General features: G+C 53.4%; 15 protein-coding genes and 4 pseudogenes. 11 read left to right on the top strand and 8 right to left on the bottom strand.

Annotated elements, in window-relative coordinates; all coding sequences use genetic code 11:
• Positions 1-114: 114 nt before the first annotated feature.
• The 3 genes and pseudogenes from PMI28_RS30185 to PMI28_RS31330 form a co-directional block, all read left to right on the top strand.
• Positions 115-309: pseudogene (locus PMI28_RS30185) on the top strand (TraI domain-containing protein); the annotation flags it as partial.
• 771 nt (positions 310-1080) lie between these two features.
• The gene (locus PMI28_RS29170) at positions 1081-1923 is read left to right on the top strand and encodes a hypothetical protein (protein WP_007992507.1); all 843 of its coding nucleotides are present in this window, start codon (positions 1081-1083) and stop codon (positions 1921-1923) included.
• Between the two features lie 253 nt (positions 1924-2176).
• Positions 2177-2426 (top strand): annotated as a pseudogene (locus PMI28_RS31330) (site-specific integrase); the annotation flags it as partial.
• A 207-nt stretch (positions 2427-2633) separates the two neighbouring features.
• Here PMI28_RS31330 and PMI28_RS01345 read toward each other — a convergent pair.
• Positions 2634-6767: an NACHT domain-containing protein gene (locus PMI28_RS01345; protein ID WP_007992505.1), complete on the bottom strand. Its 4134-nt coding sequence runs from the start codon at positions 6765-6767 to the stop codon at positions 2634-2636.
• 111 nt (positions 6768-6878) lie between these two features.
• Between PMI28_RS01345 and PMI28_RS31325 the strand changes: the two are divergent.
• The 5 genes and pseudogenes from PMI28_RS31325 to PMI28_RS01360 all read left to right on the top strand — a co-directional run.
• Positions 6879-7100 (top strand): annotated as a pseudogene (locus tag PMI28_RS31325) (helix-turn-helix domain-containing protein); the annotation flags it as partial.
• Positions 7099-7771 (top strand): annotated as a pseudogene (locus tag PMI28_RS0128990) (site-specific integrase); the annotation flags it as partial. The pseudogenes PMI28_RS31325 and PMI28_RS0128990, both read left to right, overlap by 2 nt.
• Before the next feature lie 773 nt (positions 7772-8544).
• On the top strand, positions 8545-9762 hold the full coding sequence (locus PMI28_RS01350; protein ID WP_007992501.1) for a hypothetical protein: 1218 nt from the start codon (positions 8545-8547) through the stop codon (positions 9760-9762).
• Complete coding sequence (locus PMI28_RS01355) at positions 9759-10220, top strand: three component ABC system middle component (RefSeq protein ID WP_007992499.1); 462 nt, start codon at positions 9759-9761, stop codon at positions 10218-10220. The genes PMI28_RS01350 and PMI28_RS01355 overlap by 4 nt, the downstream gene beginning before the upstream one ends.
• Positions 10217-12217: a DUF3732 domain-containing protein gene (locus PMI28_RS01360; protein WP_007992497.1), complete on the top strand. Its 2001-nt coding sequence runs from the start codon at positions 10217-10219 to the stop codon at positions 12215-12217. Before PMI28_RS01355 ends, PMI28_RS01360 begins: the two co-directional genes overlap by 4 nt.
• A 902-nt stretch (positions 12218-13119) precedes the next feature.
• Here PMI28_RS01360 and PMI28_RS01365 read toward each other — a convergent pair.
• Positions 13120-14514 carry a B12-binding domain-containing radical SAM protein gene (locus PMI28_RS01365; RefSeq protein ID WP_007992494.1) on the bottom strand — a complete coding sequence of 465 codons (1395 nt, stop codon included), beginning with the start codon at positions 14512-14514 and terminating at the stop codon, positions 13120-13122.
• Between the two features lie 39 nt (positions 14515-14553).
• On the opposite strand from PMI28_RS01365, the gene tmk reads away from it, so the two are divergent.
• From tmk to PMI28_RS30175, 3 genes are all read left to right on the top strand, one after another.
• Positions 14554-15186 (top strand): dTMP kinase, encoded by a 633-nt coding sequence (gene tmk, locus PMI28_RS01370; protein ID WP_007992492.1) that lies wholly within the window; start codon positions 14554-14556, stop codon positions 15184-15186.
• Between the two features lie 47 nt (positions 15187-15233).
• On the top strand, positions 15234-17936 hold the full coding sequence (locus PMI28_RS01375) for a tetratricopeptide repeat protein (RefSeq protein WP_007992490.1): 2703 nt from the start codon (positions 15234-15236) through the stop codon (positions 17934-17936).
• Between the two features lie 89 nt (positions 17937-18025).
• A complete protein-coding gene (locus PMI28_RS30175; protein WP_007992488.1) occupies positions 18026-18226 on the top strand; it encodes a hypothetical protein in 201 nt (66 codons plus the stop codon).
• A 97-nt stretch (positions 18227-18323) separates the two neighbouring features.
• Here PMI28_RS30175 and PMI28_RS01380 read toward each other — a convergent pair whose 3' ends face one another.
• The 6 genes from PMI28_RS01380 to PMI28_RS01405 form a co-directional block, all read right to left on the bottom strand.
• Complete coding sequence (locus tag PMI28_RS01380; RefSeq protein ID WP_007992487.1) at positions 18324-18536, bottom strand: hypothetical protein; 213 nt, start codon at positions 18534-18536, stop codon at positions 18324-18326.
• Between the two features lie 364 nt (positions 18537-18900).
• The gene (locus PMI28_RS01385; protein WP_007992486.1) at positions 18901-21102 is read right to left on the bottom strand and encodes a hypothetical protein; all 2202 of its coding nucleotides are present in this window, start codon (positions 21100-21102) and stop codon (positions 18901-18903) included.
• A 27-nt stretch (positions 21103-21129) separates the two neighbouring features.
• Entirely contained in the window at positions 21130-21309 is a 180-nt protein-coding gene (locus PMI28_RS01390) for a hypothetical protein (RefSeq protein WP_007992485.1), read from the bottom strand.
• A 466-nt stretch (positions 21310-21775) separates the two neighbouring features.
• Positions 21776-23326: a TIGR04141 family sporadically distributed protein gene (locus PMI28_RS01395; protein WP_007992484.1), complete on the bottom strand. Its 1551-nt coding sequence runs from the start codon at positions 23324-23326 to the stop codon at positions 21776-21778.
• Between the two features lie 228 nt (positions 23327-23554).
• Positions 23555-24655 (bottom strand): XRE family transcriptional regulator, encoded by a 1101-nt coding sequence (locus PMI28_RS01400; protein WP_007992483.1) that lies wholly within the window; start codon positions 24653-24655, stop codon positions 23555-23557.
• Positions 24648-25265, bottom strand: a complete 618-nt coding sequence (locus PMI28_RS01405; protein WP_007992482.1) for a hypothetical protein — start codon at positions 25263-25265, stop codon at positions 24648-24650. The genes PMI28_RS01400 and PMI28_RS01405 overlap by 8 nt, the downstream gene beginning before the upstream one ends.
• Between the last annotated feature and the right edge of the window lie 352 nt (positions 25266-25617).

The following is a 25617-nucleotide window of genomic DNA, read 5'->3' as shown; positions in this document are numbered from 1 at the left end:
ACATTTGCGACTGACTGTAAAGCGCCCTTTGGGGCGCTTTCTTTTTCGTCCTAGCCAAGGGTTAATACGTCTAAAGCCAAACCCGATTAATAAAATTAAACCGTCTCAGACCAACTCCGCGCTCACCTGCTCTCTCAAGGCGTCAACGGCACCCCAGAAGGAAACATCGTCGTATTCAACGTCTTGCAGGAACACGGCATTGCCCTCCCAAGCATCGACGGCAAGGCCATCTGGAAAGCAATTGTCACGAGCGAGTCAGCCTGGTCTGACGGATTCACCTTCCAGAAACTGCCACCGGCTTTGATTTAGGACGCGGGGACAAGCCCGGCCGCCTTCTCGGGCTCAATCGCTATCGAAAAGACCGAGCGGCCACCGGCAACGGCAGAAGCTTCAGAAAGCCCTTCAAACACGACAGCAACGAACGCGCCAAAGAAACCCAGAAAAGCCCTGGCCCAGTAATTCCATTACCTCCAACGGACCAAGAGTCAGCGCTACATGCCCACTCGACTTACTGATGGATCTATTCGGGGCCCACCGAAAGGAGAAGAAAATCTCGATCCTGCAGCTGCACCATTTTCGATGGCACTAGGCAAAAAAAACTCAAACCAATCCAATAACAGCGCAGCAAAGGTCAACGAAGAGCCGAGAATCCACTCAATGTGGTGATTAGGCTCTCCAATGGAGATCGGGCTTGAGTTCAGGCCAGCTGAAAATCCGATTTTTTCAACAAAATTGGCCAATAGCTGCCTCTTGGAACCGATTGAAACCAACCTAAGGCGGCTAGTCATCTACAAATCTAGGAACAACGCCCCGAATTGAGTGGCATCTGCACATTACCGGAAGACTATTTCGTACCGACGCTGGAGCATGGCTGCTTCTAGGCGCTTGCATCGGTTTAAAACATAGAAGCGAACGGCGTGTCTGCGCGTTTTCGATGGATTTTACGCTTTCAAAATCGCCGGATGGATCAAGTCGGCCAAAATGCATAACTACTCCAAAACATCCCTGGTACGTCTATTTTGACCAATCGTAGGGTTCGTCTACCATCTACTCAAACATTAAGGATGAAAGGAATAAGCCATGGCTGGGTATGAGCTTTTGCAGCTTATCGTGATCGGTGTCATTGCCGGCGCATTTGGGCAAGGGCTACGCACGATCGTCGGCCTCAAGAAGGCGAGCGATGAAGCAGCGGCGGAAGGAACGACACTTCGCTCGGAAGGGCTGGACGTTTCTCGTTTGATCTTCAGCCTTTTTATTGGGGCGATCGCTGGTGGCATCGGCATCCTCACCGTAACTGGATTCCAAGCAAGCGCCACTGTAAATATCTCTGCCGAAATGTTCTTCGGTGTTGTGGGTATTGGCTATGCTGGTACCGATTTCATTGAGGGATTTGTCCGCACACAAATACCGAAATGGGGGGGGCAATCATTTGTCCCGACCATGAGTCCGCGTTCCCTGCATTCTACTACCGAGTTCTTCACCACCATCTCAAGCACAGACAGAATCAAGCAAAGCTGCGAGAAGCTTTTGAAAATCCCTGAAAACGCTTCCGATTGCTCAGGTTTCGCAAAGGCAGTAGCTCAGGAATTTGCAATCACGTTGACCGGACAGGCCAATGATATCGTCGGTCAGTTGACCTCAGCCAATGGCTGGACAGAATTGGGATCGGATGCTCAGGCTGGACAAAGAGCTGCTGCAGCTGCCGCAAGAGGCGAGTTCGTGATCGGAGCGCGGATGGAGACGGGTAACGGACACGTTGTGGTTGTTGTAGCAGGCTCCCCCCTCGCGCATGGCAAGTACCCGTTTGCCTACTGGGGAAAGCTCAATGATCCGGCGAATGCCGGATTCAACAAGACGGTGAACTGGGCCTGGGACCAAGCTTCTCGCGATAGTGTTACCTACGCCAGTCGAGGTGTTGTTTAGGTGGGGCGTATCTGACGTTTTTATAGGGCCAGGTCTGGTTTACATCTGAGAAGGGCAGTCCTCGAACTGGATTGCAAAGCACATTGGCATAGATTTACAGACAAGGATTGGCATCGCCGCTTACTTTTTAATATTGCGCTATGCTAGGAAGAATAAACCCAACAGAGCATTTTCATCCGTATTTCGTCGTTAGAAAACGACCTGCCGTTCTTGGTCAGTGTACACAGACGTCAATAACAGCCTGGCCGACACTTGGAAGCCTCATGACCTGCGCCGTACGGGCGCGACTATAATGCAGGCCCTTAGGTGTCAGCCTGGACGTTATCGATCGCTGTCAAATCCACGTGCTGGCCGGCTCACGAGTGAGACGCCACTACCTACATCACGACTATGCCGAAGAGAAGAAACGTGCCTGGAGTCTGTTGGGCGATCGACTCAGTGAAGTCTTTTCCGCAACCTACGAGCACCGTCTGACCGAGTCGATGATGTCCTTTCCAGCGTAAGCAGCGTACTGAATCCCTACCGCCTACATAAGTCGGCTTCTTGAATCGAGACACCTTTGATCAGTTGCTCAAGCGACTACACGTCAGACTCAAGGCCAAGGTCTGATTTATCAGGGCACTTGAATGATCGATTCCGATTCAGCATCAGCCGCCCGGGCCGTTTCAGAAACTGGAAAAAACGGGCCTTAAGAGCCCGAAGGTTAACCGTTAAGTAGCAGCTATAGATACCCAGCGATGCTGTCGGTAATCATGAACAATCGTTCGCAGCGACCTATGAATGGTTTCATCAGCGGTGAGCTTTCGTGCCCAGCCGTCTCTGTTAGGGCGACCTGATTTGCATAGAGCAACGACCACAACTCGCCCCAGCAACGGGTCCAGTTGGCGCAGTTCCTGAAGGTGTAACTGGAGTTCGAGCTCGGACAACTGGCGATAAAGGTATTGAAAGGATTTGTCGAGGTGATGACATAGCCTTCGTTTTTGCATGGAGCTGAGCCGGTGGAGGGAAGGACTGCGTAACAGTCTAAGGGCTGCCTGATCCGCACGCAGAATGTCATTTTGAAAATAGTAAATATTCATCACCCGCCCAACCAGACTGACCTGTGATTGGGTGGCGGAGGGTTGCAAGGCGAAGTCAACAATTTCCTCCAATACCGGATTGCTCAGCCGCAGGCCTTTGATAGTTAAGGTCTGTTGCAGTCGGTGCGTTAAATGATTTTTTACCCCTGCCGTCTGGCCCAGCGCCGCATCCAAAAGTTCGCGAATAGTTTGTTCGCCGTTTTCCGTCGTGGTGCAGGCCGTGAGCAATACATGCGCAGCAGCCTGGGCGCGAGTACGGTGCCTGGTTTCTTTTTGCGTCCAATGAAGCATTTGCGGGTAATCGATCTTCTCAATCAGATTTTGCCTGACCAACAGCTCGAGCAATATGTAGGCTGATTTACGCTCTTCGATCAGCGTCCCTCCTGCCGCCGTGAGACAAAACTGCTGGAGTCCAGCAGCGTGACACAGAGCTACTGGGCGCAGGCTCTCCCAGGTCCCGCTTACTATCATCTTTTTCAGCGAGGCAAATGCCAGTTGGCTGGACTGATCGGCAATGGCCAGGCGTAACGCGATATCCAGTTGAGCGGGTGTTTGTAACATAGTGGGCAACGCCGCTCGCAGTACCGCCAAATGACGAGGGAATTTTTGCGGAGAATTCAAGATAATCTGAATGGCTTGCATAGCGCCACCCACTTCCTCGGCAAAAGCAATAGGTAATAAGCGGGTCAGAAACTGCGCATCAAGCCACTGCTGGCACGGAATTTTCGCGATAATTTCATCCACCGCCCTCGGACAACATTTTATCTCTTTAAGTCTTCGCACAAAGTTATAAATGACCTTGGCTTTTTCCAGGTCTATTGGTTGTCCCTTTTGCGTCGGACTGTTCAAGTCTGCGATGAGCCGTTCACATTGATGAATAGCAAGCGATTGCAACGATGGGGCCGTAAGAGAGCTATGCACCAAACGAACGACGAACTTATGGAGCAAAACGTTTAAGGCACCAGCGCTCAAGTCCAATGCCAGGCGCCGTAAAAATCCGATGCGGACCGAGTCCAGAGCTGCGTTATTGTTTGAGTTCAACGCCCGCAGTGAAAGACGCAGTTCAGTACTCTCAACCAATGACGTGCTATCACCTCGCAAATTGCAGAGCGTCGGGAAGCGCGACCATAAGGTACTTAGGCAGCGCTCTGCCGACGAAAGCAAGGGGCCGATTTTAGCCGGCGATTCTGCTCGAGCCCAACTCAGCAATTCCTGCGCCAGGAAACGCGCCTGTTCCTCGTTGATTGTTTCAGCACATTGAGCGAGAAAATCGAGAGTCGTATCTCTTTCCCTAACGATATAGAGGCAGCGTACGGCCGTCTCCAACACATACGCCGGATCGGTGTTCAGCCCGCCACGCAGGATATCCGTCACAACCTGGGCGACGTTGCCACTATGTATGCCAACTTTGATTAACTCACCAATCAAGTCATGCTCTTCTACAAGCCTCCTGCATACCGGCCAGTCAATGGGGGCCAGCCAGATCATTAGCTGAGATGTCCATTGAACAACCTCCCAGGTCTGGTAGTGGCGGCTTGCTAGAATCAGCTCGTGAACTTCATTGGCCCTTGATAGAGCAAGATGGTGGATCAATTGGCAGTAACGTTTCAACACATCAGCAATGCCATTTCGTGCTTCATTCAAAATGTAGGCACGGGCACTGCCATATCCGATCTCGGCCATCAAATGCAGGCGCAGGGCTGCACTCCAAGGGCCTGGATGGTGCTGACTGAGTAAGTTGCCCAAGGTTAAGTCCATTTCCGAGGAATTCTGGAGTAGCCAATGAGCACAGTGCCAAAGTTGGTGTTCCCGGATAGGGAACTCAAAGCTGTCGTCTGCATGGTTCAGCAGGTCGGTCTCACAGCTGCCGGGGGAATATCGGGATTGCTCGGCCAATGCAAGCCCCGCGATATACTCAAAAAAAGTCTGGTGAAAAAACTCCACCCGACCAGCTGTTCGCCTTAATAGGTGTCGACTAACCAACTCCCTGAGGTCGTTTTCATCGACCCCCTGATGCGTCACCAACTGATCGAATTGTCGATCGGTCAAGGAGGGCACTTGCTGTGAAAACATCGCTAACGCTACTTGCTTGGTCGCTTGAGAAAGGTCTTTGCCCTTGGCAGTCGATTTGGGTGCGCCGGCACGTCGGTCCCCTTGAACTCGTTCCTTCAGGTAACGCAAATACAATAGGGAAGAGTTGATATTTTCAGGCACCTCGGCGGGCGCATAGAGCTCAAACAACATGCGCAAGGCCAATGGGTTCAGGCACACCTCCCGGGCGGGGCGACCCAAGGCAACCAGCTCCACAAGTCTTTCAGCGTACATAGACGCCTGTGCTTGGGCATCGGCCCCAGGATAAAATGCCGCGCAATAGGACCTCAAAGCGTCGGTAAACTCATGAGTGTCATATTCACTCAGATAAAGCTGTACAGAGTGCGGCGCAAGGTGGTCGAAATTCAGATCGGCCACTTCCTCCGGACGGCTGGAAACTATCAGCGAGACGCCATTTTCCACCAGCTCACGAATGAACTTCAACGCGGGTTGCGATAGATCTTCTCGATGCATCAACACATCGAAGGTATCTAGGTACACAACAAACCGTAAGCCCACTTCACGCAGATTGGCAGCGTGGTTCAAGAGCGCCTGGCGCACTTTGTCAAAACCTGCGTTGAGGATTAGCGTGGCAAGTTGTGTCGCCGCTAGGGCTAGGGTCACCACATCGGTTCGCTCACTCCAGCGACGATGGCACCCCCAGAGCAGGCTGGTCTTGCCAAAGCCGGCAGGCGCAATAACCGCAATGAGCACGCCCTCACCTATGGTGTAGTCAGCTTTTTCGATCCACAGGTCGACTTGGGCCTCAATGGTTCGCGGGATGTAAACCTCGGAAAGCATGACCAGACGCTGCGCGCCATCCTGATCATCAGCCCGGGCAATGGCCAGTGCGGACATTTCTCGGGTCTGGTCCAAGGCATCAGCCGAAAAATTGCCATTCAAAGCGTTTTTGATTTGCTCGAGGCGTTCCAGCACTTCAGCCTTGTCCACGACAAAACGTGCCTGGAAGAACGTGGAGAAAACTTCTTCACTGCTATGCAGCCAGATAGCCAGGTCGATCCCTTGCAGCAATCTCAGTTGAATCTTGCCAAGAATATTCTGTGCGTAGGCCAATGACTCGACCGGGTCCAACGTCGACAACTCCTTGAAGTCTGTGAGGGCCTCCGTCACTGCTTTGGGTAGAAGTTTTGGAGACTCCCGTAAAACCCGTGCCGTTTCGTGGAACAGGGAAGTGGCTTTGCCATTGGCCTTTCTGGAAAGAGCCAACACATAGGTGAAATCCTCAGGTGATGGCAGCATGGCCGGGTACTTTTTGGTGGCAAGTATGAACCGACACACTTCTTTCAGGGTTTGCGGCAACGTGTAATCACTTGCATAGTGCTTACATTGCACCACGCCAATGGCCGCGCCCTTTCGTAAGAGCACGACATCGCGTCCCTTGTCCGCCGTCCCTTGCATAAGCCACGTGCTGTCGTGGACCACACCCAAACCGCATTGTGTCTTCGCCTTGGTCCCCTGGCCCTCCTGGAACAATCGAAACGTCAGCAACTCGAATGCTCTGTCTCCCAGAACTTCAACAGGGACGCTCAATGGCGTCGCATCCATTGCGCGCAGCGGACTGATGGTCTTCAGTTCATCGTAAATCTGGGCGTTGGCGATCTGAACCGGCCCATCGTCCATTGCGTTTGATTGGCCCTGTTCCTGATTGGACATGTATCTACTCCGTTTTGATTCAGCAGGTACCGAGGCGCGGACCTTAATCATAAAAGCATACTTTACTTGCAGAAAATCCAAGCCTGAAAATCGCCTGAGTCACTCATGGCGCGTTCAGTGCTGGAAGAAAGAACCTTCCTTCGGCGCTTTCGAAAGGCAACGGGCCTTACAGCTATCGATTACTGTCAGAGACTGCGCGTTGGGCGGCCGCGTGAAATGCTGTAATTCAGCAATTTGAATGCGGAGTCTATTGCGTGGGAGGTTGGTTACAGCGACACAAGCGCGTTCCGAAAGATTTTTATCGGGATTACGGAGCTCACGCCGGGGGAACATTCGTCCATTAGAGAAGGAGACCTAACTCGCGCTCTGGATCAGCCTGGGCACGCTGTGCCGGATTGGCGAGTTGCTGCAGACCGAATGGAAAAATGTCGATCTGGACCAGCAGACCTGGTTCCTCCCCAGTGAAAACGTCAAAGGCACCCGGGGTAAGAAACAGGACCATCATGTCTTTCTCTCCCCCTTCGCTTTGCATTTCTTTCAGGAGCTCAAGACCCTGACCGGAAACTCCCAGTGGTGCTTTCCGAACAAGCAGAATGATAGGCATGGGACATGAAGTGGTGAGCAAACAAGTGGGTGACCGCCAGGTCCGCTTTAAAAACAGTAAGGCCCTCTCCAAACGGCGTCATGACGATACCCTAGTCCTCGACTATGGCCAGAACGGCAATTGGACGCAGCATGACCTGCGCCGCACCGGCGCGACCATGATGCAGGCCTTGGGGATCAGCCTGGACGTCATCGACCGCTGCCAAAACCATGTGCTGGCAGGCTCGCGTGTGAGGCGCCACTACCTGCATCATGATTATGCCGAAGAAAAAAAACACGCTTGGAACCTGTTGGGTGACCGACTCAGTGCGGTGCTGTCCTCGACCTACGAGCACACGCCAAACGAGTCGATGTTGTCTTTTCCAGCGTACGCGGCGCCAGAGACGCGGACACCCTCATAGGCGGTTGCACCTTTTGTTCTCCAGAACTTAACATCCGCGACACCCCGTGTTATGACCTTAAACTCGCGATGAGCAAAGGTGACAGACTGCATGTAAATATTCGTGAGCTTCACCGTCGCGGAACTGTTCGACAAAGTATGGCAAACGCCCATGGTCAAATTGGTCCACGACGTTGGTGTTTCCGACGTCGCCGCCACCAAAGCTCGCCGCAAAGCCGGCATGGCTCTCCCTGGCCCTGTCCACTGGTTAAAATCAAAAAAGCAGCGACAACGCAAACCCGAGCCTCCTCAGGTTCCAGGTTCTCGACGTGCCCCCCGCCCTGCAAGGCTGGCACTGATTCGAACTCACCAATAACCCGACGTACGATTGAAGCCCCTTTCAATTGACTGAGCCCGACGCGCTGAAACCACACCAATCTGATTATGACAATCTGGATCGCTAGTTACCACTCAACGGCGTAGCGCAAGATGCTGCGTGGCGAGCAGACGGGATCTGAAAAGACGTGCTCCGCTCTGCATCCCTTGACCTGCTCTGGCGGCGGAAAAGTTATTCGACGGTCGCAGAGGCATATTGATCGAGAAGTCTTTCTAACCTTTTCGATTAAAAAAATAACGGCATGACTCAATCGGATGGCGTTTAGCCAGCCTGGGTTGATAAGATTGCGCTCTGAATGTATTTAACCTGTATATCAATACAGTATCGTGGATTTTCCTGGCCAGGATGGCGAAGTTAGCTACTCACTGGCCGATCTTGTTTCCAAGATTGGAGTTGCTGTGAACGCGAAGCTCGATTTTGACGCATCAAAGCTCTACGAAGCCCTGAAGTACCAAATCCACGTAGCGATCGACTACTGCCATACCCTTGATAAGGACGATGTCCTTTGGATCGAGGTGTTTGGAGATGTCACCGTCGAAGGCCGTGATCAGGTTGAGGTTAAGGAGTACAGCGACAGCCTGACCGACAGCCATGAAAACCTCTGGAACACTCTCAATAATTGGCTAAAGCCTGATTTCAATCATCAGCAATACGCCAACCTGATCCTGCTGACGACTCAGGCCTATGGTGAGCGAGCAGCTATCAAAGATTGGCATCAGTGGAATGCTGATCAGCGTCTGGCTGCGCTGGAAAGTATTCTCCAGGATGCCGAGGCTCGCTTCGAAAAGGCCAAGCAGGAAAAAGTGGCAACTGCTGACCAAAGCGAAGAAGGTGGTACAGGAGGAAAAACTCCAGGGCCTTCTAAGGCGCTAGCCCTGCAGCGCAAGGTGATGGCAAAAGCCATGCGTGAATCGCTGATGGAGGCCCTGCCCAAGGTCAAGATCATCACCGAGCAACCTGACCTGCTTGGCTTGATCGCCAGGTACAAGAGGGCCCACCTTAAAAGTATCCATGAGCATCGCATGGACGACTTCTTGAATGACCTCTTTGGCTTCATGACCAGCGCCGTCAAGGTCACAGAAGGATGGCGGTTCACCACCGCGGAATTCGACAGCAAATTCACAGAGCTCACCGCCCGCTACCTGATTGGCTCGGTGAAATTCCCCCGTGTCAACACTGAGGAGATCGAGCGGGAAGCTGCCGAGATGAATGTGCGTGACCGCATTTACGCCCAAAAGCTAGATGAGATCGGCGGCGAGGAGGAGCTTATTCTTGAGGCTACTGCCGATCTGCTTCATGCCCACGAATACATTGCCGAGCTGATCAAGGACTGCACCACGTCACAGAGCGACGTGGAAAGCTATAGCAAAAACCATATGCGCACCCATAGTGCCAGCAGGGCAAAACTGATGATCGGTTGCGACGAAACCTGGTCGGTTTCGAAACTGAAGCAGGAATCCCTCAAGTTCTACTACGCGCGCTGTGAATTGGATGTCGTGGGCTTCCGAAACTACGAAGACACGCCCGTTGAATTCCGCAATGGCATCTACCACATGCTCGCAGATGCAGTGCCCGCAAGCTCAGCGAAGGAGTTTCACTGGAGGCTCTGGAAATGAGTGCAAAACCCATTGAACACCTTTTCACGCTTCAGCGTTCCCCCATCGCACTGGCACCGGTGATCCACAACTTCTTCGCCCATTCCGAACCTAGGGAGCGAGACCTGCTGTTGAGCTATCTGGTTCTACCCATGGTGCTGTACCCGGCCATGCAGACGTACCTGCTGGCCGTGAGGAAGACCAGCAACCTGCGCACGCTCTGCAAAGAGCAGTCGCGGCTGGTAGGGCTCACCTACAACACCCAGCAGTTCAAATCCCTTACCAACGCCGCTCTGCTTGTCCTTCAAGCAGAGCAAAGCATCGAGATCACCGACGACCTAACTGTGAAGTCGGTCGGGGACGTCAGGGCCTCCAATGCCAACCCCAAACAACTCGAAGCCGCCCGCCGTCTTTCCATGGTCTGCGCAGAGGCAGACGTCGTTTCCATCTACAGGACGTTAGGATTCAAGTCTCTATGAAATGCTTTCTGCGGTACATCGGCGTAGTCGACACTCAAGACAAAATTCACAAGGTGCGACTCGAGCCTGGGCTCAACGTCATCACTGGCAAGTCATCCACTGGCAAAAGTGCGGTCTTGGAAATATTCGACTATTGCCTCGGTAGCACCGAAGACACAATTCCGGTGGGCACGATCACTGAGCGCGCCGAGACCTTTTTCATCGCGTTGCAATTTCCCAGCTACTTCATCGTGGCCGCACGCAAGAAAAAATCCGACCGATGCTTTTTGCTTGAGGTGCAAGGCTCCGACCCAGATCGATTGCTCCAACTAGTCGAGCAACCCAAGGCCTTCTTCGATCCCAAGCACTACATGCCACTGGCAGACTTCAAGAAAAGCCTCGGGCGTTATTTTGCGATCACGCTGGAAAACATCGACGAAGACCCGTACCTGAAAGCGGCCGGCCGCAACAAATCTGCCACTCCGTCGGTACGCAGTTTTTCTTCCTTCATGCTTCAGCATCAAAACCTAGTGGCCAACAAGCACGCGATTTTCTACCGCTTCGATGAGAAGGAAAAACGTGACCAGGCGATCAATCACTTCAAGATCCTGATGGGTCTTGTGGACGAAGCTTATTTTGATCTGTACCGGGATCATGAGGTTGCCAAGCACGAACTCAAAAAAATCCAGGCGCAGATTCCCAAGCAAGCTCAGCGCAAAGAAGCTGCGATAGCTCGCTACAACCGTTACCTGACCGAGTTCAAGTCCTTGGCAGGTCTTCCTCTAATTGATGCCACGGCTGAGGACATCTACAGCAAACCCGCGACGATGCTGAAGATGATTTCCGGGCGCTCCGTCAAAATCGACGTGCTCTCAGATCAGGTCGAAATGCGCCGGGCTGAACTTCACGCTCAACGAATTGCTGAGCTCATCGAGAAGCGCAAGCTGCAGGGTCAGATGAGGCTGGTCAATGAGTCTCTGACCTCTGCAACACAATTCAGCTTGAGCATGACCGCTGAGACACTGCCCGATTCCATTGAGCTGTCCGAAGCTCATTGCCCGCTTTGCGAGGCTCACACCAGCACCCCAGCCATGGAAGCCAACAAACTCGTAGGCGCTATTGAGTGGTTGAATGACGAACTCAAGCTGTCCGCCTATGCCCGGGAGAGTTTCGCAGCAGAGCGCCGAAACATTCAGGAAGCGCTCGATAGGGTGAACGTAGAGCTGCGTCGTATCCAGGCCGACATCCAGCCACTCGATGAAGAAATTGCCAAGCTCAAGACATCCAAATCAATCGATGAGCAGGCCACCAAGGCCAAACTTCGGCTTGAAATCGCCATTCAAGATCAGTTGGACAAACCTGAGTCGGAGCTGGCCACTGAAGAAAAAAATCTGCGCTCGGAGGTTGATCGCCTGGCCGGTTTACTTGAGAAATACGACATCAAGGACAGGTTGAAAACGCTAAGCAATGAGATCGACGCCAAGATGTGTGAGCTTGGCAACCACTTCGATTTCGAGGAAACGTACAAGCCTTCAAAGCTGCGCTTTGACGTTGAAACGTTCGACCTGTGGTATCAGCAAAATCATAATACCCGGGTCTATCTGCGCTCGATGGGAAGCGGTGCGAACTGGTTGTACTCCCACCTCGCCTTGTTCATGTCCCTGCACTACCAGTTCGCAGCGCTATCGAACAAAGGATGCAAGATCCCTCCAATCCTGTTTCTTGATCAGCCCACCCAGGTGTACTTCCCTGCCTCACTGGATGACGCAGAGGATTTCGATGCCCAAGAGCTTTCAAAACAGGCCAAGCGTGAAGACGCAGTCGACGCAGACATGAGTGCTGTGACCAACATGTTCACTCAATTGGCCAAGTTCTGTGACGAAACCGGTAAGAAGACAGGCGTAACTCCGCAAATCATCGTCTCGGATCATGCAGATAGGCTGACCCTAGGCGATGGTTACAAATTTCCGGATTATGTCCGAGCTACATGGAGAACGCGGGGCTTCATCGCCGACTAGGAGTCTTCATCCTGAGGGGGGGATTACTCCCCCGTTTCCTGATCAGGCCACAGTGGTTGGTGCATCAATCATTACGCCTGAGACCGGAGGGGACGAAATTCCTCTCCTCCCGCTCATCGATACTCGGCCTGTTACCAAAGCTGACAACTTGTCGTCAAAGCCCAAACGCGGCGCCTGATGTAATAACAAACATTCACCGACTTGCCACAGGCGTGCTTGCGACTGGATAGGACAAAAAAATGAGGTGCCCCATACGCCGACGTGCCGACCACCGAACTTTTCCATTACTTTGCTCCTCAGATGTGTTGGCCGGCTAAATCCAGTTTTTTGAGATATTCGCGCAGCGGGTCGGGCCCAGACAGATACCCGACCTACTTACCTTTGGTGTCCATGGTGCCCGCCGCCGTATTGACCAACTGCGGCAGCACTACCGTCATCACCACAAGTGCCCTGCTGGATGCGCTGATCGCCCCGCCATTAGTCTGCACAATTACTGGGCTATTACCGAAATATCTGCTTCATATATTGGTAATTTGCTTTCGATGGCGATCCGTACGATGCTGATCGTTCCCTTTATAGATCTCCTTACTGCTTCAGGCTAATTGCGGCCTAAGCCGCGTCCGCGGTAGCAGCTAGCTCTGTAAAACCATGGTTTATGAAGACTGCTAATACCATCGAATTCGGCGAGCGAAACATCCAAACGCGCACGCTACTGATTTGGCCAGCCTGCTGCCTCCGCACTAAACCCGTCCGTGTACTCCCGCTTGGGCGCATTGCTATCTCTCATCTCGACTCCCTATACATCTGATGCTTCCAACTTGTTGCCGTACGTGGAATCGAGGCAGGGTCAGTTTGTTCACGCTCAGCGATACAGATGCCTGCCCATCGACATTTTCTTCCAGTCAGGACGGGAAACGTGGAAAGGCGCGAAACGGCAACTGCGATGTATCGCTTGCCGCAACATCACGATCAAAGTCCGCACGCGTATAGTCGCGCGGGTAATAAGAGAAGCTCTTCAGGTAGAAATATGCGTCTGCATCCATGTAGCGCCTAGACAATTCCAAGCTTGCGGCCTCAGCCGACTTTGCGTCGAAATCATGGCTGAGATGAATCATTGATATCCCGCTGTCGTTCGCGCTACTTGGGTCGACCGGCGCAGCACCGCTCCTTGACCATTCACGTAAAAGAATGTCCGCAGTTTTCGGTGGGCCATAGGCCACGACCGGGCCGACCGAGACTCCGGTAATCGAACCCTTGTGCTCATCGAGAAACGAACGCGTTTCGTCTAAAGTCTTGGTCGTTTCCCCGGCATAAAGCAAGACATTGACCTTGGCGGCGATGCCATGATCGCTGCATGCCTTGAGCAAAGTAGACGCTCGCTCTAAGTAGCGATCCGGATTGGGCGATTTGCGCATGTTCAGGATTTGCGTCGGCGACGCCGTTTCGAGCCCGAGATCGAGTACCTTCATACCTGCCTCGGCGAGACAGGCGATCGTTTCAGGCGTGAGCGCATCGACGCGGCTTTCCGTCCGCCACTGGACATTGAGGCCCGCTGCCCGAAAGGCATTCGCTAGGCCTGTTCCCCATTTCTCATTAGGCGCGAACATCGATGACTGGAAATAGGGTCGGATCTCGCTGTCGCCATACTGGCTAGCAACCGCCGCAAATGCACTTGCAATCTGCTCCGGCGCACGTAGCTTCTCAAGCCGGATATCTCGCTCCTCACAGAAGGCGCAGCCCATGCCGCACCCGCGCGATGCCTCGATACTCGGTTGATAGCGCTCGAAACCTGATATCAAGGGATGCTTCAGGACAAAATCTGGTGTTGGCGCAGGCAGGCGGCGCAAGTCCGGCGAGTTCGTGAGGAGGCTTGCTATAAGCGGTTCTGCCAGCCCTGGGACGAGCAGGTTCGCCTCGGGCAGTTTCGCATGCAACCAGTCAGGATCCGGCCCAACTACCCAACGTCCCCCAACAATGATTCTGGCGTCTGGATCAACGCTACGCACTAGCCGGCAAAAAGTCTGCGCCCACGGAAGGGCATAGAAGCTGGGGATGGATAGCATTATTGGCAACCGAGACGGAAATACGCCTTTATCGAGCAGCACGCCAAGCACGTCGGCGGGTTCGCTGTGCTCGCCATGCAACAGCAGGGTCTCAGTCCCCATGGCATCTAGGATCGTTGCCAGCGATAATGCACCGTAGTTGAGATATAGCTGCCGGCGCGCAAGCATATGATCGCGCTTCTTCGGCGACAACATACCGGCAGATACGAATGCAACTGTATTCGAACGCTTCATTAAGTACCACTTCCTTGTGTTTGAGCAGAAAGGACGCACATGCCATTTATAAGTATCGAGGGCATCGACGGTAGCGGGAAGACCGAGCAGGTTAAGCTACTTGTTGAGCATCTGAGAAGCGCCGGTCAATCGGTGCTACAGACAAAGGAACCGGATGGTGGACAACTGGGTGCGGAAGTGAGGGCGATCCTGACACGGCCCGACCGCCGACTCGATCCCGTAGAGCAGCTCTTGCTGGTAAGCGCTGCTCGATTTGATCACGTACAAAGTATTATCCGGCCAGCATTAGCGAATGGCCAGTGGGTCATCTCCGATCGCTTCATCGATTCGACTTACGCGTTTCAGGTTGCGGTGTCCGACGTCGACCTGCACCAGTTGTTCCGGTCGACCCGCGACATCGTCGTGGGATCCACATTCCCGGATCTGACGATCATCCTCGACCTTCCGATCGAGGTCGCAAAGCATCGGCGGGGCCAGCGTCACGACGGCGTTGCCGACCCGGCGGAAGCGACGCGGGATTTCGCGGCCATCCAAGACGGGCTACTAACGGTGGCACTTGAGAACCCGAGACGCTGTCATCTCATCGATGCGGACCAGTCGCCAAGTGCGGTTGCGCGCGATATCTGGCAATTGGTCGAACCTTTGCTGCGAGACTCTCCGGCAACGAACTAAGCGGCCGTGGCACGTCGCCTCAGATCTACTAATACCCGGAACACTTCATGAATCCGCAAACCCGCAATCTGCTCATCCAGCGCGTGATTGACTCGCTTGGCATCTTGGCACCTGGCTCTATCTTCGAGCGTTTTGGGGTCATCCTGATTGAGCGAATGAACGATGTCAGGTTGGTGCAGCGCGGTTCGTCAGTAGGCGGCAGCCCCGTCGGGGGAGCGTTGGATGCCGTTTCCGAAGATGGCCGGATCGTCGTCGAGGCGTCGATCGTGAAGGGTTATTTTTCGGGCGCAATGAAAAAGCCTTGGAGCGATCTCGACCACACTCTCACGCTGGCACCATTGGCCGAAGACATCTATCTGCTGAGTTCGCAGCGCGCAGAAACTGGCGTAATCGAAGCGATGGTAAATGCGGCCCTCCAGCAGGACCGCATGGTCGGGCGACGCCTCCACCTGATGGACAGTCGCGCTATCGCCGAGGCCATCATTGACACGCTGATGCTACGTGACGATGCGATCGACGACCTGGCCCAGCATCTACCCGTCCTGGCTGAGATCCGCGATGACCACCCCGCGTCATTGAACGCTCCGCCGCTGAGCGCGCTTTATGTTAAAAATGAGGCGATCGACGCAGAACTGGACCGGCTCCTAGAAACAGCGCCGTGTGTCGAGATCGGCGGCATTGGCGGCATTGGCAAGTCACAAGCCGCAGCCGCCTGTCTACTGCGTAGCGAACGCCGTTTCGAGTACAGGTTCTGGGTCAGCGGTCGCGACATCGACAGTGTCGAACGGCTCTCGTCGGTTCCGGTCCAGCGCGGCGGTGCCGAGCGTAACGTCAGTGCGCTGTTGCGCAGGAACCGCACATTCTTAGTCGTAGACGATGCAAACCCGAGTCTCGTGGTAGAACAGTTAGCCGCATTATGTGGACCGAACTCTCGGATTCTGATCACACGGCAAAACGCGTCACCTGGAGCGTTCGCTATGCCTACTATGAAAGAGCTACAGGCTCGCGAATTGCTTGGTAATGGGCTTGACACCCAGCCGTCTATGGAGGAGTTCCAGACGATCTGGCGCGCAGTCGGCGGTCATCCTCTTAGCTTGGTGATGCTTAATGCCGCCGCCTACGAGGGCGTGTCGTGGAACGAACTCGCCGAGGACTGCGCCAATGTCGCTAATCTACCGGTTGGTGGCGCACGGCTTGCTGACCGAATTCTCGGACGGCTAAAACCGGCACTAGGGGAAGAGCTGTGCCTGTTCCAGTGGGCGGGCCAAAGTCACTGCGATCGCGCGTTCTTCAAGTACGTTATCGGACCGCTTCGCTTGAGAGCATTCGAGCGTCACGGACTGACCGCCCCCGAGAACGAAGCGTCGGTCCGCATCCACGATATCGTCTTCACCGCCCTTAGTTCGTTGGATTGGCTAACCGAAGAGAAGGCACGACAAATCGACAGTAAGCTCGAGGCGTTCATTCTCCAGCAGATCCGCGAGGACGGACATGGCTTACAGCTGATCGCATCGCAACTGAAGGGCAAGATCGCCAGTAATGTCGAGAAAGGTGATCGTCGTCCGGCATTCCTATACGCTTTGTCGATGGTCTGGATAGGCAGCGCCATTCAGATCCATTTGCTGCCCAACCCATTGGAAGAGGCTCAGCGGCTCAAGACGTTGGGCGCGGCCAATAACGACGTGGCCATCCTGGTCGTCCTCGAGACAATCGAAGCAAAGGAACGCTATCTCTGGCAAGCGTCAGGGGAAGCGGCTGCCGTAGAATGGCTAGGAACGGTCGTGCAGGCCTACGGCGATCTTGAGGCCATGGCTGATCTCAGTGCACGTCAAGCCGCTGTAATCAAGCACCACCATGCAAAAACGCTCCGTAACCTGGGGAAACATGCCGAAGCAGAGCGCTTGTTCGAGGAGGTGGTCGCCAGCCACTCGCTTAATGATGCCAAACTTCAACTGGTGCGGTCTGTCGGTCGCAGGCCTCAAGACTATGAGACGGCAAAACGATATGCGTCAGAGATCATCACTACGAAGCTGGACAACGGAACCGTGTCTCCCTCACTGCTGATGGCTCTAGGTGACGCGCTCAATGGCGCTCGTCAGACCTGGGCTGGTGACCTTATCGAACAGCATGAGGAGCTGTTTTTAAGGGAAGCGCTGTACAGTGCCGCCATCGGTATACCGCAAGGCTATCACTCTGTCGCTAGCTTTGTCCGAGCGCTGGTCTGGCATGCACCGGAGCGGGTCGAAAGCGTACTGGCGCGCCTGCCCGAACCAACACCGTTGATGCTAGACGATGACCAGAGCCGGGGCGGCTATGCGGAGATCATGCTGCTCGCAGCGGGCGTCGACGACGAAGCCGTTTACCTGACCCGCGCTCTAGACGCTTTTGAGACGCTGAAAGCGCCAAACATCTATCAAAAGCGCAAATGGGGCGAGGCGCTTTATAAACTTGGTCGCTACGCAGAAGCGGAGACTATCCTCGATACGATAGAAGACAAGAGCGGCCGGATTTGGTTGGCTCACAATTTGTCGCAGGTAAAACTCGAGCTGGGCAAGTTAGAGGAGGCTCTTGATCTCGTTAACGAGTCCGTCGCGGGGGCTACCGGCATGAACGAAAAATACCGTAGTAGCTTCCTTCTGCAGCGCGTCAAAGTGAAAATCGCTTTACTACAGAATCCCGCCAGCGATATAGCCGAGGGCTATCGATATACAACCAATCCCGGTCTTATCGCTCAGTTTTCCGCGTTCTGACCTAGGCGTGTCGGTTTTTTTGTGTCACCAGGGTTGAACTCAGTTCAGGGAAATAGGTACACCGAACTGAATGGTAAAAACGAGTGGCCATGCTGCGCATACCGCCGCAGTTAATGAGTGTGGCCCCGCAGAACGCAGGAGGGTTCCGGGCGGTGCGTAACGCAACTCAGGTATGGGCTATGAATGAGATTGAGCGAGAGCAGGCCAGGCTGATGCAGATCAATGAATGGCTGGACCAAGAAGTGATCCGCTTCACCCCGTACGAGGTGCATGCAGGCAATGAAAACTGAGCCTGTGTAGACAGAAAAACCGCCCTTTGTGGAGGCTTGTTTAGGTGGGGCTCTGAGAGAGGCCTAGATCCGAGGCACCTATACCTAGACCTAGCCGCTACTGCGCGGCACCCTCTTCCTCGGCGCTGGTGATTCCGCACCACTCACAGCTGTCGCCGAAAGACTCGTCGTAGGCTCCCTGGCTGACAATTTGATTATCCTCTTCGGCCAGGGCGTCCTGCTCGACGCATTCATTACACAGGGTCACGGTCGGGTATTGTTCGGCGGCACTGTCGGACTGCATATCCCCAAAAACGGTACAGGTTTTCATGGGTATAGCTCCTATATTGTGGTGGCCCAGTGTAATCAAATTTGCGGCTTCGAGGGCACCGGGCTTTGAGAGTCTGCCGTAACCCATCCACGTCCACCTTCTGCCGGTTGGGTATCACTAGTGTTCACGCCGACACCGAATTGACCCACGTGCCGACGCAAGACAGCCCCACCTCCAAATTGGTACAAATCCAGCGTAGGCGAAGGTTCGAGATGAGTCAGACTGGATCAGTAGCATTTCGGCAACTGGATCAATCGGCGCCGGCACGAACACCTTCACTTTTCATGAGAAAAACGGGCGCATCTGCATCCCGACGGTGCGCAACATGAGTCGTAATGGCGGCTACGAGCTCAATGCCACCCGCTCAGCGCCCCTCTATTATCTGGATCTCGAACGTTTGCTCAGGGAAATAGCGTTCAAAGCGTTTTTTTGCATTCTCCAATAGCTCAATCCGATTGACGTAGTCGCGACTGTAACGTCCTGACTCCACATTAATGAGGAGCGATTCGCCTTCTGTAGGACGCCTGATCTCACCCGCTATTCGAGCGGGCTTGAAACCCGTGATACTGGGATGTCCACGACCGTCATGCTCGGCGGCGATTAACAAATCACCATCTAGAGAAACCGCCCAGATCAAATTGCCGACTTCACCGCTTGCGAAGGTCGGGAACATGTCCAACAGCTTTATTCCATTAGGCTCGTACAAGGTCTCCAGCGTACTATTCAGTACGATATTCCCACCTTCGAACTCACTTGCACGTAAATTTTTTGGGGCGCGTGGCGAGCCATAGGTCTTGTCCAGATACGTTGTACGGCTTGATTCGTCCGCTTTCAAACGCCGAAGGAAAGACTGATAAAAGTGACCGGAGTTGACCTCCACCACATCCGGATCAGCACTTTGCCGAATCAAATCGAGCAACGCCTCGCCCATAAAAATGTCATAGGCAAGAATGGCGGAGACAGCATTCCCTTGAGGAATTTCGCTCGCATCGATCAGCACTTTGAAGAGCGGAATGTCTTCGTTGTTAAATGACACAACCCACTGAAGGCGAGCATAACTGGTCGTCAGGAATTCGACTTTTTTCGCTTGCCATGCCTCTACCTGCTCCGGACTGGCATCAAGAACCTCATCACTATGATGGTTTTTAGTGTCGGGAATATGTGCCAACACCTCACTTCGGATATCAGAAATTTCACGCAGCTCAATTTCGTAGCTTAAAAAATCCAATGGCTCGCCACCTGCCATATTCTTCAGTTCTTTGACGATGAGATTGGAGGTTTCATACACGTATATAAAAGGAAGACGTGCTTTTCTGTCGCAAGGAACCACGGAAAAATCAGGGGTGATCAGTTCATGTGGCTCATCCCAACCACCCGCCTCGTTCATCCGTTGCAGGCCAAGCGCCCACTTGATGTCGCGTGGAGCCGAGCCTTCTATCAAGTTATACCCATCAATTCCAATCAGCTTGGCCCGGGCATAGGGCCCCAGCCGGTCATCATGGACGTATAAAACCTGTTCGTCCTGATCAACCTTGTAGCCCACCACACAAATGGCGTGTCCGCCACGGGCTTTGAACACAGGCTTAGCCGTTTGCCCACCATGACTGTCAGTCACATCCTGTGCTTGCGACTCACTCGCGGTTTCCGGGCCAGCCGAAGCACAGTCCAGGCTGGCATCATTTGCAGCCGTGTTAGGAGCCGTAAGCACCTGGGAAAACACTTCGCCTGTGAGAATCATGGGAAGCGAGCTGTTGATATGCGCAATCACTGACTGCAGGAAATAAGGCTTGTCAGGTGCTTCCATACTCTTGGCGTGGTAGCGCAATCCTTCAACGTCTAATGAGCGCAAAATTTGCTTGTTGCTCAGTTGTTGATTCGGAAAGCTGTTGGATGAGTCTTCAACATGGTTGATGGCGTTGATCGTGATCTCGCTGCACGAGTGGATACTGCGTGTGCTACGCAATTTCAGCGCATGCAAGGAAGCCCAAATAGCCGTCGTTGCACAGGCGGCAACCACCTTGTCTTGTTCCTGAAAGGCAATCGACTCCACCTTGAGCGAGATCCCGAACAGGTCGACGCTGTATTCACGAGCGAGTCGTCGCTTACGTTTGCTCTCGCTTCGTTCATCCGGCATGACCTTCAGGCAGGTCTTCCCAATGAAAGTTCGAGGCAACGGTTTGATCACCATAAAGCCAAGGTAGTCGCTGTTCAGGTCATCGATTTCGGCCTGAGCAGCTTCACCACGCTTCAAAATCGATGTAATCGTACGGTGATCGACGGACGAAGAGAAAAAATGGAGGCGCGCACATTTGTGGCCGTCGTTGCCGAAGCGCTTAACGTAGTAGCGTGAAAAGTCTTCCAGGTAGTCCTTGTCGACGTAGTTGAACTCCAGAAGCACTGTCTTGGCTTCCAGGCAGGTCAGATAGGTAAACAGGTAGTCGACCTGATCCTTGCTGAAAATGTCCGGAAAGTTATACCCAAAGCACTCCCTGACAAGATTGGTGATCGTCGGCTTCGCGAATTCAGAAACAAGGTACGGAGTCATAGGCATAAAAAAAGCAGCCATCCGGCTGCTTTTTCCTTCGAGAATAGGTTAGAGGCTGCAGGTCTTAGCTAGCAGGGCCTGGCTCACGGCTTGGGAAGCGATACGCTTCTCAATCTCTTGGTCGTATTGGCGCAGGCGCTCACGGCTCTCTTCCATTCGCGCGGCGCGAACGTCAGAGGCTTCATACTTTCTACGATTGGTGAGTTCAATCAGTGCAATCAGACTCATGGCTTCTCTCAAGAAACGGCATGGATAATTCAAATTAACATGTGAGCTAAGCTAAGCACAATCGGTAGGGTTAGTGCTTGCAGCTCATCGAAGCCTAGGAAATTTTTGCAGGCGTTCGAGCTTTCAGTTTCTCAATCAGTATACAGATAGGGAGCTTGAGTGAACACTCCCCCTTCTTCAGAAGCGAATGAATGCCATCCTTCCACGGTTGAGACAACCGTTGAGAGCCAGCGTTCATAGCTCACGTTCACTCACCTTAGCTTCGATACTCAAAGGTTCCACGCCACTTCTGGTTATCGGCTCATGTGTAGAAAACTGAGCTTTTACCTTTCACAAAAACCTCCGTGCCTAGTGATGTTCGTCACTGGCGACTCCGAAAAAACCGGAGACACCTGAACCAGTTCGGCAGTCTCTTCCAAGCTATGGGCTGCGAGGCCTCCTGGTGTAGTTGAGAGCGCCCTTGTTTTCAGTTACCAATCCTACACACCTCAACCTGGTAGCCCATAGCGATCAATCGCTGGGAAAACTGCCTGAAGTTGACCTTTGAGAAGAAGGGCATATGCAGGACTTCGTTGGGTTGCATGATGGCGAATACTATCTTGTTTCTAGGCTGTGTGGCCGAGTCGAATACGAACTGAAACTCCCCCTCCTGAGCGAGATGTCTATTAACCTGCGCCGTTACGTCGGGATCATTGATAAGCGCCTCAGCGGACACGTACGCCTGGGAGAACAGATGGCTCAAGACGCTGGACGATGAGTATTTTTTTACGTGGATGATGTCGTATTGCGGCGTCATCAGGTCACAGAACTCAAATGGACTCGCAGCACCGCTCAAACGAATCAGCTTCTGATCAAGCAGAAAGAAATTTACGTTGTCGACGACCCGTCTTAAGTACGGGCCTTCCTGGTCGGTACCGTACCGAGGGAACTGGAGGGTAGATCGGGAAGCCGCTTCGAAGTATTGGTTGACCTGACCCGTGTAGTCTCGATCAATCTGGTACCAATCCCCCTCGCTTAGCAGGTAGATCTTTTCTTCGAATTCGATCTCCGCCTCAAGGCAACCGTACACGGGCCAGGCAGCGAGTTGCTGCTCATCCGCGCCATACAGGTAGATGCGCTCCGAACTCAGCGATTGCAGCGTGACCGCACCAAGGATCTGCTTGGCCAGGAGCACCTGTCGAAGATCCAGATCGTAGGCAATCGCAGGGCCGTTACGCGATCGCGCACGGTGCCTCAGATAACCAAAGCCGCTAATGTCATCAGATAATAGCTGGGGAGCTGCCGTGCGGACTCGATCAAACTCTTGAGCGTTAATCGCAACCACCAGTTGCTCATCAAGCTGCGCCACGAGCGTTGCATCTCGTACCGGGACAATGAAGTCCATCCACGGGTACTTTTCCTTGCATCGCTCGTCCTCATAAGCCGTCAGTAGACGAGCAGCGATCTCGGGAAGTTGTTCGAGCCTGACATCGGAGTGCAAAGCCAAGGAGTCCGAGCCACTCACATACTCGCCTTCATCCTGGTCGCTCTCAACGACTCCAGTGAGCGACTTGAGAATCTCCGAGTCGAATTTAAAATCGAACTCCGAAATGGCCAAGTGCTTTGAAGATTGCGCTTTTGAACGCAGCGGGGTTCGATCAATGCTCGCCTTTTCCACTGACTTGATGAGTAGCGGATCCGTCAGGCTTAACGCTGTTCTCAGTCCAAAATAGCGCTCGATTCCAAGTGCATCAATCAGATGCCGGGCGTGACCGAACGTGAAGCAAAACACTCGATCCTGAACCGCCATGACCAGGAGCGCCTTGAGCGACCGGCCTGTCAGATCCAGCTGCGCGACTTCCTCAATATTGCTGAACAGCTGTGTCCATTTCGGGTGAGACGGATTGGTCTGGTGGTAGAAGAGGCACTCGACGCCCTGCAGTGAAAATGAAATGGGCCGCAGCCTGGATTCATCAGTCAACGCGTCGAGAACAGTTCTTCCTGCCTTAAGCAAGAACACATTGATCGTGATCTTCACACGTCCTCCATGACTCAGCAGTTTGATGCCAAATTGACACCCGCCATTTCGCCCGTCAAGACGACTTCAAATAACCTCCACTCCTCGGGGCTGCGCCCGACTTATCCACGCCCATTCCCTGAGATCCACATCGACTCAATCAGGCTCGCTACATAAGCAAGGGATACCTGCCGACGGGGTTCATGTAGCTAAAGTATTCGGGGCGATTCACCCAATTGAATCAGGCCTTCACTTGACGAGAGACAACGGAGCCACAGGCACCCTGAGCATGAAGCGATCGGTGACAAGCGCATCTGTAAGTCCTGAATCCTTCAAGATACCGCGCCAAGTTGCATGATCCAGAAGCTCGATAGCCTTCTGAACAAGGCTGGGAGATTCCATCTCAATCTGTTCGTCCAGCTCCTCTCGCCGAGTGAATCCGTTGCGATTGAGATAGGTGAATCCCGACCGTGCCTGATCCTGGGTGATCAGATTCAGTGTCTGCGCACGGTAAATGAGCGCTTTGAAACTCACTTTCCAACGCAGCTTGAGCTCCCGGAGTGCAGACCAATTGAGGTACTGCCCCCGCATGGGAGGAAACTCTCCTGCAAAGCTCGCACGAGGCATCAACAAGGCGCTCGCAAACTGGTTGGCCTGATCTTCAGTGGTGCGACATCCCGTCTCGACCCCCTGGTGCATGACCAGGTGACCCAGTTCATGAGCAATGTCGAAGCGTTGACGACATGGGTTCTCCTTCGCGATGTTGCGCACGATCAGAGGTCGCTTGTTGTACAACGAGAATGCATCGACTCGGTCATCAGCATCCGCGAGGTTTACAACCAAAACACCAACACTTTCCACCAAACGGGTCATATTCGCGATTGGGCCTATACCAATCGACTGCTCACGTCGAAATCGCTCAGCGGCGACCTCCATCGAGTCGTGGTTCAGGAGCGTCTCGTCAAAGGTGGAGAACTTCACTGCGGGAAAATCGATTTCCTTTTCCAATCCGTCAAGGAACAGCTCAAACAACTCAACTTGAGAGGCGATGCTCTTCTTCACTGTTTGCGTAGACGAGCGAAGACTTCGAAAATGGCATTGCTCAAGCTCCACAGAGCCACGCCGAGGGCTCGATAAAAATCCCTCGGTAACGCCTAACGCCTTACTGAGCACTTCGATCTGCGCCCTGTTAGGAATAGTGTTAATTTCGAGCTTGTGCGCATACTGCCGGCTAACCCCTAGCAGCACACCCAATTCCGCAAGCGAAAGGCCTGCGGCGCATCTGGCCAACCGGAGTTTCTCGGGAGAAAACTCTTCGCCAAATGTGAGCTGTTGCGTTCTTTCATCCATCTATCGGGCCAACATCATTTGCAGTGTCCGTATCTGCGTCTTTCTTTTTACGACGCGGTTGAGCTTCAGTTACATCGACCTGAGGATGCTGCTCCATGGCTCGAACAGACACACCTGATCTCTGCTCATGCTTCCAAAGGCAAACGACATTCAGATTGGCGTCAAAACCGACAATCGCCGTTTCGATTTTAGGGAATTCAGGGTCCTGGTTGCTCGACAGGTAAACCCGCCAAGTGCAAACCTCTGGAGACACCTCGAACAAACTCAGTTGGTGTTGCTCCAGCGGATTGGCCTTAATGCGGTGAGTTTTCCTGATGTCTTGAGGATTGTCCGTGACCACCTGAAAAAGAACGCCGTTTACGCTTACCGTGAAGTCCAGGGTCGCATTTCTCAACTCCAGCCAAGGCAACGACTTGTCTTTACCTAAGACTTGGGAAAGCCCCTGCAGTCGACCGAACAGCAGCGTGCCGCGCGTGTATGCGGTGTCGTATTGGGTAGTGGAATCTTCCAACGCACCGTAAGCGACGGAAGATACTTCCTGACAAAACCTGTCCAAGTATTCAGGCTGCAGTCTTGGTTCGAAATAGCTGGGGTGTTGAGTCTCAAGCATCAGGCGGATCCTCAAAAACTATGCATATCGAAAAATCTGTCAACTGAATTTTTATGCATTTCCACAAAAGTGTCAACCGATGTTCGCCCACAAACCAATCGATCGAAAAGGGTTTCTGGAGACACTCCGGTGAACAAGCGGCTGGCAAACACATCTTGCAGTCTCAAACGCTGGATAGCGTGGCGATGCAGTCCGAGCATGCACGGACTCGATCTGCTCGGTCATATGGTAGGCAATGAGCAGATGGATCGATTAACGAGGAGGAAAAGCCCACAGTGGTATCCGGCAGAAGCCCAACGGCCTCGAGGCTCATAGGCGACATGCTGATTGGGGGGGGTTAGGAAGCGGGCAT

Origin of the sequence: Pseudomonas sp. GM48 (assembly GCF_000282335.1) — a bacterium.
Classification (GTDB): Bacteria; Pseudomonadota; Gammaproteobacteria; order Pseudomonadales; family Pseudomonadaceae; genus Aquipseudomonas.
Note: the sequence above shows the minus strand (reverse complement) of the source record. Positions and strands in the feature narration are given on the sequence as shown.

Coding starts and splice junctions, on each gene's coding strand:
- PMI28_RS29170 (WP_007992507.1), top strand. CDS start 1,081: ATGGCTGGGTATGAGCTTTTGCAGCTTATCGTGATCGGTGTCATTGCC.
- PMI28_RS01345 (WP_007992505.1), bottom strand. CDS start 6,767: ATGTCCAATCAGGAACAGGGCCAATCAAACGCAATGGACGATGGGCCG.
- PMI28_RS01355 (WP_007992499.1), top strand. CDS start 9,759: ATGAGTGCAAAACCCATTGAACACCTTTTCACGCTTCAGCGTTCCCCC.
- PMI28_RS01360 (WP_007992497.1), top strand. CDS start 10,217: ATGAAATGCTTTCTGCGGTACATCGGCGTAGTCGACACTCAAGACAAA.
- PMI28_RS01365 (WP_007992494.1), bottom strand. CDS start 14,514: ATGAAGCGTTCGAATACAGTTGCATTCGTATCTGCCGGTATGTTGTCG.
- tmk (WP_007992492.1), top strand. CDS start 14,554: ATGCCATTTATAAGTATCGAGGGCATCGACGGTAGCGGGAAGACCGAG.
- PMI28_RS01375 (WP_007992490.1), top strand. CDS start 15,234: ATGAATCCGCAAACCCGCAATCTGCTCATCCAGCGCGTGATTGACTCG.
- PMI28_RS30175 (WP_007992488.1), top strand. CDS start 18,026: ATGCTGCGCATACCGCCGCAGTTAATGAGTGTGGCCCCGCAGAACGCA.
- PMI28_RS01380 (WP_007992487.1), bottom strand. CDS start 18,536: ATGAAAACCTGTACCGTTTTTGGGGATATGCAGTCCGACAGTGCCGCC.
- PMI28_RS01385 (WP_007992486.1), bottom strand. CDS start 21,102: ATGGCTGCTTTTTTTATGCCTATGACTCCGTACCTTGTTTCTGAATTC.
- PMI28_RS01390 (WP_007992485.1), bottom strand. CDS start 21,309: ATGAGTCTGATTGCACTGATTGAACTCACCAATCGTAGAAAGTATGAA.
- PMI28_RS01400 (WP_007992483.1), bottom strand. CDS start 24,655: ATGGATGAAAGAACGCAACAGCTCACATTTGGCGAAGAGTTTTCTCCC.
- PMI28_RS01405 (WP_007992482.1), bottom strand. CDS start 25,265: ATGCTTGAGACTCAACACCCCAGCTATTTCGAACCAAGACTGCAGCCT.